We start from the raw sequence: 13,819 nt of genomic DNA, 5'->3' as shown, positions 1-13,819 counted from the left end.
GCCGTCACCCCCCTTGCACGATCAGCCGGCGTCGAGCATGGATCCACAGCAATTGGATCGGTATCCACAACACGACCGCCCAAATCCATTGTGTCAACAGTACGTGAGCAATCTCTCCCCTCGCCATCCCTTTGGCCAAAATCGTACTGGGCTGATAACTGATCGCCTGGAATGGCAGATAGGTAAGAATGCGCTGTGCCCATTCGGGATAAAAACTGATCGGCAGAATCAAGCCCGACAACAGATCCACGATCACTCTTTTGGCACGGATCAGCCCTTCGTTGTTCATAATGTAGAAAGCCATCAACCCTGTGAACATATTGATTTGCGAGTTGATCACAAACCCGATCAGCAGGCTGACCACAAACCACAGCCAGCGTTCGCCGATTCCCGGCAATTCGATGGGAAAGACCAGGGAAACCACGGCCATGCCGGGAACACTAAACAGCAGGAGGCGGAACAGCCCTTCTCCAAAGCCTTGGGCCATTTTGACCCCTAGATAGTGGTAGGGTCGAATCAATTGCACCGCTACCGTGCCGTCCCGAATCTCCCGAGCGATTTCTCGGTCGAGATTATTGAAATAGAAGGCGCGGGACATCCAGGCCACCGCGATATACGTCGCCATCTGCACCGCAGTCATGTCCCGGATCGAGCCGGCATCGCCGTAAATGGCCATCCAGAGGAAATAATATACACCGATATTTAAGCTGTAGATAATAATCCCGCTGTAGTAATTGACCCGGTAGGCCAGCATCATCAGAAAGCGGATGCGGATCAGTTCCAGGTAAGTATTAAGCATCCGCCATCCCCTCCTGATAGATTTTGCGCACGATTTCTTCCGTGGTGGCTTCTTCGATCTGAATATCCCGGACGGCCACCGCGGAAACCAGCCTGGAAAGTACCTCCGACACGCTCGTTTTGCCGTTCTCCAACCGGATCAAGAACCGAGTCTCCCCATGTCGCTCCCATATCACAGAGAGTCCCTCGGTTTTTTCCGTAAGCTGGGACAGTTCAGCCGGTTCCGCCAAGTCCAGAATGATTTTGCGGCCTCCGCCCCATTGGGCGCGCAGTTCCGCCAAACCTCCATCATAGATGATATTTCCCTGATCCAGCATGATCACTCGGGAACACAACGCCTCGATATCGGACAAGTCGTGGGTGGTCAACAATACCGTCGTCCCGTATTCTTCATTGATCTGCCGCAGGAAACGGCGAATATTTTCCTTTACCAGTACATCCAAACCAATCGTCGGTTCATCCAAAAACAACAGCCGCGGTTGATGAATAAGCGCCGCTGCCAGTTCACACCGCATCCGCTGACCCAAGCTCAATTTCCGTACCGGCTGATCCAATAAAGCGCCGATGTCCAGCACCTCAATGATCCGGTCCATATGACGGCGATAGGTCTCATCCGGGATACGGTACAGCTTCTTGAGAAGTCGGAAGGATTCACGCACGGCGATATCCCACCACAGTTGGCTGCGTTGACCGAAAACCACCCCGATGGTACGGACAAACTCCTCTCGTTGCCGGTGCGGATCGTAACCGTTGACGCGGAGCTGGCCGGCTGTCGGCTCCAAAATGCCCGTCAGCATTTTAATCGTGGTCGATTTGCCTGCACCGTTTTCCCCGATATATCCCACGATTTCTCCCGGCTCAATGGTCAGGTCGATCCCATTCACTGCCCGGATCGTCCGGTACTGGCGATTAAATAGATCCCGGAAGGCCCCGGCAAGTCCTGAACGGCTCTGGTATACCTTAAACTCTTTAGTTAATCCTTTTGCTTCAATACTGTTCATATCTACACCCGCTTTCCGATTACCCGCTCTTTCGTCGGTCCATAAAAAGGCACCCCCTTCGGGATGCCAGTGCCCAATCCAGATGTATCTATTTAGTACCTCAGTATTCCTGAATGGTCGGGTGAAGGACAATTTCATCCACCAAGGCATGACGAGATGCTGATGCCATGTAAACAGCGGCTTCCGCTACATCTTCGGGATGAAGCCATCCATCGGTTTCCGGATCGTCCGGTTGGTTGCCGGCGAAGAATGTAGCCGTCAATCCCGGACGAATCACTCCCACTTTAATCCCCAGCTTACGCACCTCTTTGGCCAATACTCCCGTAAAGCCTTCCAGCCCGAATTTACTGGCACAATAGGCAGAGCCTCTGGGAATCGTCCGTGTCCCTACATCCGAGGAAATATTGATAATCTGACCTTGACCTCGTTCGATCATGGCATCCAGTACAGCCTTGGTGAACAAAAAAGGGCCCGTCAGATTGACGGCCAACACCCGGTTCCACTCGTCGGCCGATATGTCTTGAATCGTCTTGAAAATACCGATTCCCGCATTGTTTACAAGAATGTCAATCTTGCCGAACGCCTCGAAGGCCATCTCCGCTGCCTGGGCCACTTCCTCTTCCCGGGTGACATCCGTCACGCTAACCAAGCACTTGCGCCCCAGCCCACGTACATGTTCAGCTACATTTTCCATATCCGCCTTGTTGCGGCCTACCAGCAGCAAATCCACACCTTCCCGGGCAAATGCCCGGGCAATCGCTTCGCCGATGCCTCGACTTGCCCCCGTGATAACGGCCGCTTTGTTTTTTAACTTCACCCGATTCACTCCGTTTCCGGCCGCAATGGATTGGTCGGACCGATTTCTTCCATGGTTATTTTACCATACGACTTCTTGGCTTTCGAGCAATGCCCCACCATTTTCCAATATTCTCCGGGAGCAGGTGGCTTGCGGGGATAAAGACATCACAAGTTTTCATGAATCAGTTGGGTCAGTTTCTTTTCCAACATGGCCGTGCCGCCATGCACATCACGATCCGTGACGGAAAAACGAACCGTACGGGCATCGAGCTGCAACGCTTCCTCCAGCGAAGTCATCAGATCGTTGGCACTCCGGTCGATCTGCATAATGACTTCGATTTGATGTTCGCCCACATAGAAAACCAGGTCCAACTGATCCAGTTCTCCCTGCCAGGTACCTGTAGGATTCAGCTGGAACACTTGAATAAAAGGATGACGGGAATAAAAGTGCTCAAATTCAAATTCAATATGATGCAGCTGAAACCCGATCTTCTCCACCGCGTGCAGGACCTTTTCCACCAGAGGATGGGGCAATACTTCGATCCCGTCCATATCGTCCGGATCTTTCGCCCGTTTGATATCCAGTCCTGTTTTCAGGTAGACGGGACAGCCTCCCGTAGTCACCGGTGTATCAAAAGGCAGTGTCAAATCAAAAGGAATCACCTTGGTTTCGCGCGGACCGATTCGAAAACGCTCGGACAGGCGGTATTCTTCCATCACGTATTCTTTTTGCGATTTCCCCTCATGGTATACAATGACCAGATAGAGATAAATCTCATCGATAACTTGTTCTACTTGACCGCCTTGGATAAACACCTCGCCCTCAATGACACCCCCTTGCCGGTACTGGGTCTGTTTCAGACGGGTGTCCACTTTGGCGTTCCCCACTCCGAGGCTGGCCAACGCTTTGCTGAACACGGACATCCTTCACCCTCCCGCTGACTTATTTCCGTAACATCGACTGAATCGTGGCTACCGGATCGGCTACCTCCTGCTGCCCGCCATTTCCTTTCATCATGAACGTTGCATTGGGGTCCTCCAAAGACCAATCAAAGCACGTGGACAATTGCTGCGTCCCGCGGCGAATTTCCACATACATGCTCACGTCATGGGCTGTCAGATCAAAGTACAGGTTCAATTCATCCAGGTAGCCGTGATACCGCCCCGAGGGACGGAATTGGAAGATCTGAACGAAGGGAAGGGCCCCCTCTTTGACTTCCTCGTTAAACACTTTATACAAAATAAAATCAGCCTTCTCGATTTCTCCAAGAATGCGCTCCACCGTCCGGTGGGGAAACACTTCGATCCGGTCCACATCTTTGGGATCCACGGCCTTCTTAATATCCAGTCCCGTTTTAAGATATATGGGGAAACGCCCGCAGGACATGGGCGTTTCCAAGGGAAGCCGGATCTGGAATGGAATCAGTTTGTATTCCTCGGCTTTGACGACGAAGAACTCGCTCAATTGATACTTCTGCAAAACATACGGAATCTTTTTGTCGTTTTTCAAATAGTGAACCGTCAAAAAAAGATAAATATCATCCACCAGTTGATCGGCTTGGCCCCCGCGAACCAGTATCTCTCCCCGGACCAATTCACCCGGCTGAAATTGCGTCTTTTCCAACCGGGTATCCACACGGGCTGCTCCGATACCGATACTTGCCAATGCTTTATCAAAAACCATCTGTGCACCCCCAAAATCATCGTGCTGTTGATGCTCCTGCTGCTCCTACTCTTTTGACTCTCTATCGACAGGGGGGATCATCTGGGCCCCATCCAACATCCGGTCGGCCTCCTCTTTGGAAAGCACCTGTTCTTCCAAAACCACTTCCCGGACCGTTTTCCCTTGCTGGTATGCTTTTTTGGCCACTTCCGCCGCCCGGTCATATCCGATATAGGGATTTAAAGCCGTCACCAGGGCCAGAGATCGCTCCATCCAGTAACGGCACCGATCTTCATCCACTTCCATCCCTTCAATGCAACGGATGCGGAAGGTTTCCATCCCATTGGTCAGGATCTGAATCGAATGCAGAAGATTGTGGGCAATCACCGGCATCATCACATTCAATTCCAACTGGGCATGCTCACCGGCTGAAGTGATACAAGCATCATTTCCGATTACCTGGGAAGCAATCATGTTCATCATTTCCGCCATGACGGGATTTACTTTGCCGGGCATGATGGACGAACCGGGTTGTACGGCAGGCAGTTTCACTTCCGCCAGTCCGGTTCGAGGTCCCGAACTCAACAGCCGTAAATCGCTGGCCAGTTTACCTAAATGCACCGCCAAGTTTTTTAGCGCACTGCTGGTTTTCAGCGCTGCTCCGGTATTCTGCATAAAGGCAAAGGGGTAGGAGGGCTGGCAAAAAGGGAGTCCCGTCCGCTTCGCTGTTTCCTGTACCACTGTCTCTACAAATCCAGGTGGTGTATTGATCCCCGTTCCCACGGCATTGCCGCCCAATCCGATGTGGTACAACAAGGGCAAGCATTCCCGGATCCCCTCCTCACTGTATCGCAAGGAGCCTATATACCCGGAAAATTCCTGATCTACCCGCAACGGAACGGCGTCCTGCAAATGGGTGCGACCCGATTTGACCACATCTTTATAAACTTTCGCCTTGTTTTCCAACGCATGGATCAGTTTGTCCAAGGCCGGCAGCAATTGATCTGTCAACTCTTCTGCCGCGGAAATGTTGATCGCTGCATGAATGGTGTCGTTGGTGGACTGCCCCCGATTGACGTCATCATTGGGATGGACCAGGAAAGTATCACCCACTTCTCCGCCCAGTAACTCAGCCGCTCGGTTGGCGATCACTTCGTTGGCATTCATGTTTTGCGAAGTGCCCGCCCCCGCCTGATACACATCCACGACAAAATGATCATCCCATTTTCCTTCCGCTACTTCTTCCGCCGCCCGGACGATCGCATCCGCCACCCTCCGGTCCAGGTCGCCGCACCTTTGGTTAGCAACAGCAGTAGAAGCTTTGATGATGCCTTGGGCCCGGATAAACGGCCGCGGCAAACGCAACCCGCTGACCGGGAAATTTTCCACCGCCCGTTGCGTCTGAGCTCCGTAATAGCGATCCCGGGGAACCTTCACTTCTCCAAGCGAATCTCTTTGCACACGATAGGTCTCTCCCATCGAATGCACCTCCTTAGGGTTCTACTCCCTTTTTTTCCCTAGGAGGTGCGATTAAACACGTGATCGACGTATTCCTGCAGTTGGGCAGCGATTTGATCGTGTTGTTTGCGCTCCCGGGCCAACCGTTCCAACACCCGGTTTTGTTGCTCACGGCGTTTCGCTTCCTTACAAGCCAGGCGCTCCTGCTCGCGCCGTTCCGCTTCCTCACGTGCCAGACGCTCCTGCTCGCGCCGTTCCGCTTCCTTACGTGCCAGACGCTCCTGCTCGCGCCGTTCCGCTTCCTCACGTGCCAGACGCTCCTGCTCACGGCGTTCCGCTTCTTCACGCGCCAGGCGCTCCTGCTCACGGCGTTCCGCTTCTTCCTCCAAGCTCAGCTGCCGAAGGGAAGCGCCCTTCGTGTCGGAAGGAGCTGGTTTGCTTCTCTCTTTTGGCTTGGACCGGCCAAAGAGGGAGTCGAAGAGGCTAGTGGAATCCCTCTTTCTTAAATAGGTCTCAATCTGATCCCGTACATGATTCGCATCATGTTTGAAGCTGCGCTGGATTAACCGGTTCAAATGTTTAGAAAACCCTTCGTCTCCAGACAGCTTGGTTATAGGTTCGTCCAACAGACGGCCGGTAAACATCATGTACAACAATGAGCCCCAATCCAGTGTCGGGTCCGGCAATGTGCGGCCCGATACCCCGCAATACCACACTTGCAGCGAACCGTTTGGCAAGATGACGATGTTGCCGGGATGCAGCAAGGTGTACATCGGAAGGGGCTGTCCCTTCAACAGGGGCTCCAATTCCAGCAGACTTTTGACCCAGTCCAAAATCTGATCCTCATCCAACCCTCCGCGATGGATGCGCTGATCCAAGCGTTCTTCTATGGGTTCATAGGGACGGATAAAGACCAGGGACCTCTCCTCCGTATACACTTGCTGATAGGGAAGGATCATAGGGTGGCTGAGAGCCAAGTACTGCTGTACGGAACGAGGCGGTGCCGGCTTTTGCAGCTGTGCATGCTGCAGGTAAAACAGATTGCCTTCCGATTCAGCGACGGCCCACTCTCCGTTAAAAAAAGGCTCGACATGTTGAATGTGATATGTATCCCGATACAATTCCCCCACAGTAAAGAACGACAACGTCCTCTCCCCCAATTACTTGATGCGTGACCTGTAACAAATCTATCGTTAAAAGTTGTTTAAAGGAAAAAATACACGAAACACTTAGAGAGCACCATTTTCAGAATACCACAGGCATGGAGAAGCGTACAGACATGTTTCTACAATTTTCCTCACCCGATTCGCCTGTAATCGACAAAAAATCCTCGGATTAATGACAAACTTGTAGGATCTCTTCGACTCTTTTGCCCAATGCTGTGAATGCATCCTCGTTTTCTGGCAAACCGTGAGGAACCCTCTCCCTTGCTCCTGTCGCCTTCTCCCCGATACAATAAGAGCGGAGTTGAACAAAAGGAGGCAGCACCTTGCAACGGAATCGATCCAATCAATTATATGAAAAAGCATTGGATGTCATTGTGGGAGGCGTCAACAGTCCCTCCCGTTCTTTTAAGGCGGTGGGTATGGACGCACCGGTTTTTATGAAACGGGCCAAAGGCGCTTATTTTTGGGATGAAGACGGCAACCGGTACATCGACTATTTGGCAGCGTTCGGCCCGATTATTTTGGGACATGCTCACCCCGCAGTCACTGCCGCCATCATGGAAACGTCCACTGACGGGGTATTGTACGGCACTCCGACGGAAAAAGAAGTCCGGTTCGCAGAGATGATCCGGGAGGCCATCCCTTCCTGTGAACAGCTTCGTTTCGTCAACAGCGGCACTGAAGCGGTAATGACGACCATCCGTCTGGCCCGAGCCTATACGGGCCGGGATAAAATCATCAAGTTTGCCGGATGCTATCACGGACATTCGGATTTGGTACTGGTGGCAGCAGGTTCCGGCCCTTCCACATTGGGAACCCCGGACAGCGCCGGAATTCCGGGCAGCATCGCCAAGGAAGTGATCACCGTCCCCTTTAACAACCCGGATGCTCTCAGCGAAGCATTGGATCATTGGGGAGATCAGGTAGCAGCCGTCTTGGTGGAACCCCTTGTAGGAAACTTCGGCATTGTGGAGCCTGCCCCGGGCTTTCTGGAGTCGGTCAACCAACAGGCCCACGATGCCGGTGCACTTGTCATTTACGACGAGGTCATCACCGCTTTCCGTTTTCATTACGGTGGTGTACAAACGTTGTACGGAGTGGAACCCGATCTGACCGCCCTCGGCAAAATTATCGGCGGCGGCCTTCCCATCGGCGCATACGGCGGACGAAGGGACATCATGGAAAAAGTGGCTCCCATGGGTCCCACCTACCAAGCAGGCACGATGGCCGGCAACCCCTTGTCCATCTCGGCGGGAATCGCCTGCCTCTCCACCCTGTCCCAGCCGGGGACCTATGAGCGCTTGGATCGGATGGGCCAATCGCTGGAAGAAGGCATCCGTGAACATGCCGACCAATATCAGATACCGGTCCAAATCAACCGCAAAGGCGGCGCATTAACCGTCTACTTCACGGAGAAACCGGTAACGGATTACGACGGAGCTCAGTCGGCAGACGGAGAAAAGTTCGCCCGCTTTTTCCAATTGTTGTTGGAAGAAGGAGTCTATCTGGCACCGTCCAAGTATGAAGCCTGGTTCCTGACCACCGCCCATACCGAGGAAGACGTGGCTCATACCCTGCGTGCCGTGGAGCGTTCCTTTAAACAGATGGCCAAAGAGTCCTGAGTCATTTTACCGGGCGGAGAAAAAACTGACCAGGTCCGCTCAAGCTGTTCCGCAACAGCTGACGGAACCTGGTCTTCTTCGACCTTTCATTGGTCAAATGATGAAGCTTCATGAATATAGGATGAAGGGTGAAATAAATAGAAGGAAGAGGTGAACCCCATGGACACACCCGTCACCATTTATGAGCGAATCGGCGGAGCGGACACCATCCGTGCCATCGTGGAATCCTTTTATCCCCGGGTACAACAGCATCCGGACTTGGCTCCCTTGTTTCCCGATGACATCCAACCAGTAATGAACAAGCAGTACTTGTTCCTCACACAGTTTTTCGGAGGGCCTCCCCTCTACAGCGAACAATACGGCCATCCGCGGCTCCGGGCCAGACACCTGCCGTTTCCGATCACACCCCGACGCGCTCAGGCATGGCTGTCTTGCATGTCCAAGGCACTGGACGATGCCGGGATCAAGGGTTCCGTCCGGGAGGAAATCTGGAGCCGCTTGATGTACACTGCCCATCACATGATTAATCAGCCGGAAGGGACGCCGGAGGCTTAGTTGAAAAGGAAACCTGATCATCTGTTTTACACGAATCTCCCCCTGCAAAAAGGGGGATTTGTTTTTTTGAACACCATGCATGAAATGCGCCATAGTATGAAAGGATTCAGTTCTCCTTGTTCCCCTCCTGCATTCGTGTTATCCTAGATATACTTTTATAAACTTTTCTGACTGTTCCGTTTGGTCCCTTCCCTTTCCATCCGGTTACAATCCATTCATCCCATTTTGGAGGTGTCAGCCCTTTATGGACCAGCAAACCCGAACCAACCTCGGAAGCTTTCGCCATTTGCTGTCTCAGGAGCACGACAGTTGCGGCATTGTAGCCGTCATTGAAAAAAGCGGCAAACCGACCCGGGAGAACATGATTGACACCATCGACGCATTGATAAAGATGGAGCATCGCTCGGGATTTATCAACGGGGAAGGGGACGGATGCGGTATTTTGACGGATATTCCCCGTACCTTGTGGGCGCAAAGATTGACGAGTGCGGGCTTATCCTCCTCACTCGCTTTTGAATCCCGGTTTGTTGTGGGACATATTTTTATCCCCAAAAATACGGAAATCCCCGTGAAAACCGTTCAGGAACGCATACGGCAACAACTGAATCATGCCGGTCTTCGCCTTGTTCTGGAAACCGAGGATCAGGTGAACAGCTCGGTGCTTGGTCCCAACGGACTGGCGGATGAGCCGCTGTTTTGGCAGGTAGCACTGGAAGCGGATGAGGAAAAACAGCTGCCTACCCGCCTGTTTGAAGCGGTAATCGACATGGAAGCCGCCCTGCCGGTGCAGGTGGCTTCGCTCAGCAATCAAACGGTCGTCTATAAGGTGATGGGGGCCGCCAATCTGCTGCCGAAATATTATATCGACCTGACAAGCCCGGATTTTCAAACAGCTGTCACCATCGGACACAACCGTTATTCGACCAATACGCTGTCCAACTTTTTCCGGGTGCAGCCTTTTTCCATCCTCGGCCACAACGGTGAGATTAACACTGTCCGGAAACTGCAGGATGAGGCCCGGATGATCGGAGTCCCTCTGGCAGACGGAGGAAGTGACTCCCAGGATTTAAACCGCGTGGTGGAAACCTTGATCCACCGCTACGGATATACGCTGTTTGAAGCAGTGGAAGCTGTGTTTCCCGTCATCATTCATGAAATCGGCCGCCTTCCCGAGGAATTGCAGGACTTGTATGCCTTTTACCGGCAATCGTGGGGCCCTTTCGCCCAAGGACCCGCTGGAATCGTTTCCCGCTATGGAGATGAATGCGCCTTCAGCGTAGACGCATTGGGCCTTCGTCCGCTGTGGCAAGTGGAAAGTGAGCGCAGCCTCTATTTCTCCTCCGAACAAGGGATCCTCCCCGTTCATCGGATGACGGCCGAGCCCAAACCGCTGGCTCCGGGAGAAACCGTGGGTGTCCGGATGACCCCCCAAGCCGAAGTTCTCCCCCATCACGAGTTGCAGCAGCTGGTGTTGGAACGGGCGAAAAAGCGGGCGGATTTCCGGGGCGCCGCCTCCTATTTGCAAGCTCCTGAAGTGAAAAAAGCGGAGCCGAAAGAAGCTGTCCCCGCCTCCAACCGAGAGTATGACGCCTTCGGCTGGGACCGCGACCAGATCCGGTTCGTGGAGCAGATGGCAGATACGGGCAGCGATCCGATCCGCTCCCTCGGGCATGACGGTCCACTGGCGGCTTTGTCCAAAGCCCGACAAAACATTCCCGACTTTATCAAGGAAAGCGTGGCCGTGGTGACCAACCCGGCCATCGACCGGGAACGGGAGCAGGAACACTTCTCCACCCGCATCATTCTGGGTTCCCGTCCGGCGTTGGATGGTACTGTTGAGCGAGATGCTTTCCGCTTGGAGCTGCCTTCCCCGATCCTGGCAGAAGGCAAAGCCGGACAGGTAATCAGCGAAGCACACGGCACCTGCTCGCTGGAAACCCTGTTGGATGCCTTTGGGTCACGCAACCAGCTCACCATCCTCCCCTTAAGCCGCCGCCGTGAAGTGAAACTGGCGGATGCGCTGGAAGCATTGGCTGCGGATGCTATTCAAGCGGCCCGTTCCGGAAGTACCCTGTTGGTGCTGGATGATGAAGGAGCACACACCGAGGAGCGTCTCTGGCTGGACCCTCATTTGGTTGTTTCCAAGGTGGATCAAGCGCTGAAAGGCGCCTCGTGGGACGGGTGCCGACAAAACCTGCGCCGGAAAGTGTCCATCCTCCTTCGCTCCGCCGCCATCCGCAACCTGCATGACACAGCCGTCGCTGTCGGACTGGGAGCGGATGCTGTCTCGCCCTATCTGATGTTCGCCACCTTAGATGATCCTGAAGGTCAACGCAGTCTCCAACTGTATGATGCCATCAACAAAGGATTGGAAAAAATCATCTCCACCATCGGCATCCACGAACTTCGCGGATATGCTCGTCTCTTTTCATCCATCGGCCTTCGACCGGAAGTGGCTGACGTGCTCAACATCGTCAACTATTGCGGCTCGGATCAGTCGGGTACGGGCTTTAGCCAATTGGAAGCCGATGCAAAGGCGCGCTATGAAGACTACCATGGGGAAAATCCCCGGCCTGCCCGTCCATTTCAATTATGGCCCCGGCTGTGGAAATCCATTGGACAAATCGCGGATGGCAGCATCCCCTACGAGGATTTTCGAGAAAAGCTGGAAACGATGGAAAAAAGCGATCCGGTCAGCCTGCGGCACACAGTCGATCTGAAGCAGGATTCCTTCGCGAAGATCGACCCGGCACACGTAGATATCGGTGTAGGAGAACACGACCTTCCTTTTGTGATCAGCTCCATGTCCTTCGGTTCGCAAAATGAGATCGCTTTCCGCGCCTATGCAGAGGCCGCCGAGCAACTGAACATGATCAGCTTGAACGGAGAGGGAGGCGAGATCAAGGACATGCTGGGCAAATACAAAAAGACACGGGGGCATCAAATTGCTTCCGGGCGCTTTGGGATTAATGTAGAATTGGCCAACTCGGCCAATATCCTCGAGATAAAAATCGGTCAGGGAGCCAAACCGGGCGAAGGCGGTCATCTGCCCGGAAAAAAAGTGTCGCCCAAAGTGGCGGCAGCACGGAATGCCACTCCGGGGACCGACCTGATTTCTCCCTCCAACAACCACGACATTTACTCCATCGAGGATCTGGCCCAGATCATCACCGAGCTGAAAACCGCCAACAAATTTGCTCAGGTCATTGTCAAGGTGCCCATCGTTCCCAACATCGGTACCATCTCCGTCGGCATCGCTAAGGCTGGAGCAGACATTATCACCTTGAGCGGATTTGACGGCGGGACTGGTGCCGCCCGCATCCATGCTCTGCAACACGTGGGACTTCCTGCGGAAATCGGGGTGAAGGCAGCCCACGCGGCATTGGTGAAAGCCGGACTGCGGGACCAAGTGGAAATCTGGGCAGACGGCGGAATCAAAAGCGGTCTGGATGCCGTGAAAATGTTCATGCTCGGCGCCAACCGGGTCGGATTCGGTACCCTGGCCATGCTGGCCATCGGCTGTACCACCTGCCGCGGCTGTCATTTGGACACCTGTCATGTCGGGATCGCCACCCAGATCGAATCGGAAGAAGAAGCCAAGGAACACGGGCTGCGCCGATTTGTCCCCCGTGTACATGATGAAGCAGTCGCCGGTCTGAAACGCCTCTTCGGAGCTTTTGGCGAGGAAGTCCGCCGCTTGACGGCTCAATTGGGCTTCCAACGAACCCAGGAGTTGGTGGGCCGGTCTGACTTGCTGGTTCAAGCGCGAGCCTTGGATCGACTCAGCCTGGATGACTTGCTGCGACCCATTCCTTTGGTCAAAAAGGTAACTTCCGCCGCGGCAGAATGGGCTGCTAATGCGGAAAACCGGGATGACGTAGCAGATACCCTTTCTTTTGACCAGCCCGTCTCCCATAACTACGGTGTTGCCGACAGCGCACACCGGGTACTGGTGAGCAGCTTATCCGGGGCACGTGTGCGGGATCATCTGGATGGAAGTTACATCGGGATGCCGGAAGCGGATCTCTGCTTTGCCGAAGGCTCCATCCCCGGAAATGGGCTGGCAGCCTTTAACGCCGAAGGCATCCGCGTCACCGTCTCCGGAGGGGCACAGGACGGCGTGGGCAAAACAGCCTTCGGCGGTCAGGTAGCCGTGCTGAAATCCCACGGTGCCCACGGACAGTACATCAATGGTTCTGTCGGAAAGGGGTTTTGTTACGGCGCCCAGAAAGGCTTATTCATCGTTCAGGGCAATGCGGACTCCCGCGCCGGCATCCGTCTCTCCGGAGCCGATGTCATCATCGCCGGAGAACCGAAAACTCCTCTTGATGACAGTCGGGGACTCATCGGAAATCGGGCCAACATCAAGGGGTTTGCCTTTGAATATATGACCAATGGCCGCGGCGTGGTGCTGGGAGACCCCGGTCCCTGGATCTGTGCCGGTATGACAGGCGGCGTAGTCTACTTACGGCTTCTCCCTGAAAAAAATCTGGATGAACAAGCGCTTCGTCGCCGCATCGCCTTGGGCGCTAAGGTGGAATTGGAGCCCCTCGGGAGCCGGGGAATTCGTGACCTGGAAGAGTTGCTGGGCAAGTACCGGAAAGTGCTTCTTGCCTCCGGTCAAACAGCGGAAGCGGAAAAGATTTCCGGCTTACTGCAAGATCCGACCTCCCACTTCATGCAAGTGATTCCGCATAAGGTGCAGGCAGACCCGGCGATCTCCACCGAGTAACTGTCAGGTGAGAAATAGAAAACGCT

10 protein-coding genes are annotated in these 13,819 nt (G+C 54.0%); 3 read left to right on the top strand and 7 right to left on the bottom strand.

Annotation, left to right across the window (positions count from 1 at the left end):
- Nucleotides 1-4 precede the first annotated feature (4 nt).
- From IEW70_RS15630 to IEW70_RS15600, 7 genes are all read right to left on the bottom strand, one after another.
- Nucleotides 5-799, bottom strand: a complete 795-nt coding sequence (locus IEW70_RS15630; protein WP_188648852.1) for an ABC transporter permease — start codon at nt 797-799, stop codon at nt 5-7.
- Entirely contained in the window at nt 792-1,799 is a 1,008-nt protein-coding gene (locus IEW70_RS15625; protein WP_188648851.1) for an ABC transporter ATP-binding protein, read from the bottom strand. The genes IEW70_RS15630 and IEW70_RS15625 overlap by 8 nt, the downstream gene beginning before the upstream one ends.
- Before the next feature lie 100 nt (nt 1,800-1,899).
- Complete coding sequence (locus tag IEW70_RS15620) at nt 1,900-2,616, bottom strand: SDR family oxidoreductase (RefSeq protein WP_188648850.1); 717 nt, start codon at nt 2,614-2,616, stop codon at nt 1,900-1,902.
- Between the two features lie 146 nt (nt 2,617-2,762).
- Complete coding sequence (locus tag IEW70_RS15615) at nt 2,763-3,521, bottom strand: sporulation protein (RefSeq protein WP_188648849.1); 759 nt, start codon at nt 3,519-3,521, stop codon at nt 2,763-2,765.
- Nucleotides 3,522-3,540: 19 nt separating this feature from the next.
- Nucleotides 3,541-4,281, bottom strand: coding sequence for a sporulation protein (locus tag IEW70_RS15610; RefSeq protein WP_188648848.1), 741 nt, complete (start codon nt 4,279-4,281; stop codon nt 3,541-3,543).
- Nucleotides 4,282-4,326: 45 nt separating this feature from the next.
- Complete coding sequence (locus IEW70_RS15605) at nt 4,327-5,739, bottom strand: class II fumarate hydratase (RefSeq protein WP_188648847.1); 1,413 nt, start codon at nt 5,737-5,739, stop codon at nt 4,327-4,329.
- Between the two features lie 38 nt (nt 5,740-5,777).
- The gene (locus IEW70_RS15600; RefSeq protein WP_188648846.1) at nt 5,778-6,863 is read right to left on the bottom strand and encodes a hypothetical protein; all 1,086 of its coding nucleotides are present in this window, start codon (nt 6,861-6,863) and stop codon (nt 5,778-5,780) included.
- A gap of 344 nt (nt 6,864-7,207) precedes the next feature.
- Between IEW70_RS15600 and IEW70_RS15595 the strand changes: the two genes are divergently transcribed.
- From IEW70_RS15595 to IEW70_RS15585, 3 genes are all read left to right on the top strand, one after another.
- Nucleotides 7,208-8,506 (top strand): glutamate-1-semialdehyde 2,1-aminomutase, encoded by a 1,299-nt coding sequence (locus IEW70_RS15595; RefSeq protein ID WP_188648845.1) that lies wholly within the window; start codon nt 7,208-7,210, stop codon nt 8,504-8,506.
- Between the two features lie 159 nt (nt 8,507-8,665).
- Nucleotides 8,666-9,061 carry a globin domain-containing protein gene (locus IEW70_RS15590; RefSeq protein WP_188648844.1) on the top strand — a complete coding sequence of 132 codons (396 nt, stop codon included), beginning with the start codon at nt 8,666-8,668 and terminating at the stop codon, nt 9,059-9,061.
- A 244-nt stretch (nt 9,062-9,305) separates the two neighbouring features.
- Nucleotides 9,306-13,793 carry a glutamate synthase-related protein gene (locus IEW70_RS15585; RefSeq protein ID WP_188648843.1) on the top strand — a complete coding sequence of 1,496 codons (4,488 nt, stop codon included), beginning with the start codon at nt 9,306-9,308 and terminating at the stop codon, nt 13,791-13,793.
- The last annotated feature ends 26 nt before the right edge of the window (nt 13,794-13,819 follow it).

The organism is Marinithermofilum abyssi, from assembly GCF_014641195.1.
GTDB lineage: Bacteria > Bacillota > Bacilli > Thermoactinomycetales > DSM-45169 > Marinithermofilum > Marinithermofilum abyssi.
This window is presented reverse-complemented; position numbering and strand designations above follow the sequence as displayed.